1 protein-coding gene and 1 pseudogene are annotated in these 1,335 nt (G+C 72.7%); both read left to right on the top strand.

The genetic code is table 11. From position 1 onward, the window contains the following. Positions 1-290: pseudogene (locus tag D477_RS20585) on the top strand (hypothetical protein); the annotation flags it as partial. Continuing rightward, the coding region (locus tag D477_RS20590; RefSeq protein ID WP_005275264.1) for an imidazolonepropionase at positions 287-1,335 on the top strand (1,049 nt) is incomplete at its 3' end. The pseudogene D477_RS20585 and the gene D477_RS20590, both read left to right, overlap by 4 nt.

The following is a 1,335-nucleotide window of genomic DNA, read 5'->3' on the forward strand; positions in this document are numbered from 1 at the left end:
CGGGCTTCCGCCCGGGGAGCTACGCGGACCTGATGGCACTGGACCCGGCCAGCGTGCGCACGGTGGGCTCCCGGCCCGACCAGCTCGCCCTCACGGCCACCGCGCAGGACGTAACCTCCGTCGTCGTTAATGGAAGGCTGGCAGCCCGGCATGGCATCCATGCCACCCTCGGCGACCCCGCGCGGCTGCTCGCGGCCGCCATTGAACAAATCGATGCTGCCGGCTCCCGCACCGTGGGCCGCGCCGGCACCTACCAGTCGCGGCCCGCGACGCAAGGAGTCCGCCGATGAGCCCGTCAGCACTGGTCACCAACATTGGTGAGCTGATGACCCAGGATCCGGCCCGCGGCAGCGACGGCGTGCTGCGGGACGCCGCCATCGTCATCGAGGGGGAGCGGATCAGCTGGCTCGGGCCCGCCGCCGAGGCTCCTGCGGCGGACGAACAGTTCGACGCCGAAGGCCGGGCGCTGCTGCCGGGCTGGGTGGACTCCCACACCCACCTGGTGTTCGCCGGAGACCGCACCGCCGAATTCGAAGCCCGGATGGCCGGACAGGACTATGCCGCCGGCGGGATCGCCGTGACCATGGAGGCCACCCGCGGCGCCAGCGACTACGACCTGACCCGGCTGCTGCTCGGCCGCGCCGCGGAGGCGGTGGCCGGGGGCACCACCTATCTGGAGACCAAGACCGGCTACGGGCTGGACGTCGAGCAGGAGGCCCGGAGCGCGCGGATTGCCGCCACCGTGGCCGACCAGGTGACCTACCTCGGCGCGCATCTGGTGCCGGCCGGCGTGGACGCGGACGAGTACACGGACCTGGTCTGCGGCGACATGCTCGCGGCGGTGCGCCCCTACGTGCAGTGGGCGGACGTGTTCTGCGAGCGCGGTGCCTTCACCGCCGAGCAATCCCGCCGGGTGCTGGCGGCCTGCCGCGACGCCGGGCTGGGCCTGCGCGTGCACGGCAACCAGCTGGGCGAGGGGCCGGGCGTGCAGCTGGCGGTGGAATTCAGCGCGGCCAGCGTGGACCACGTCAATTACCTGAACGACGACGACGTGGCGGCGCTGGCGGGTACGTGGTCCGGCTGGGATGCCCGGAGCGGGACGGGGGAGCCCGGCACGGTTGCCACCTGCCTCCCCGCCTGCGATCTGTCCACCCGGCAGCCGCTGGCCCCCGGGCGCACGCTGCTGGATGCCGGCGTCGAAATCGCCCTGGCCTCCAACTGCAACCCCGGCACCTCGTACACCAGTGCCATGAACTACTGCGTGACGACGGCCGTGCTGCAGATGGGCCTGAGCGTCCACGAAGCCGTCCGCGCCGCCACCTATGCCGGGGCCCT

The sequence above is a fragment of the Arthrobacter crystallopoietes BAB-32 genome (assembly GCF_000328305.2).
In the GTDB taxonomy this organism is placed as follows: Bacteria; Actinomycetota; Actinomycetes; order Actinomycetales; family Micrococcaceae; genus Crystallibacter; species Crystallibacter crystallopoietes_A.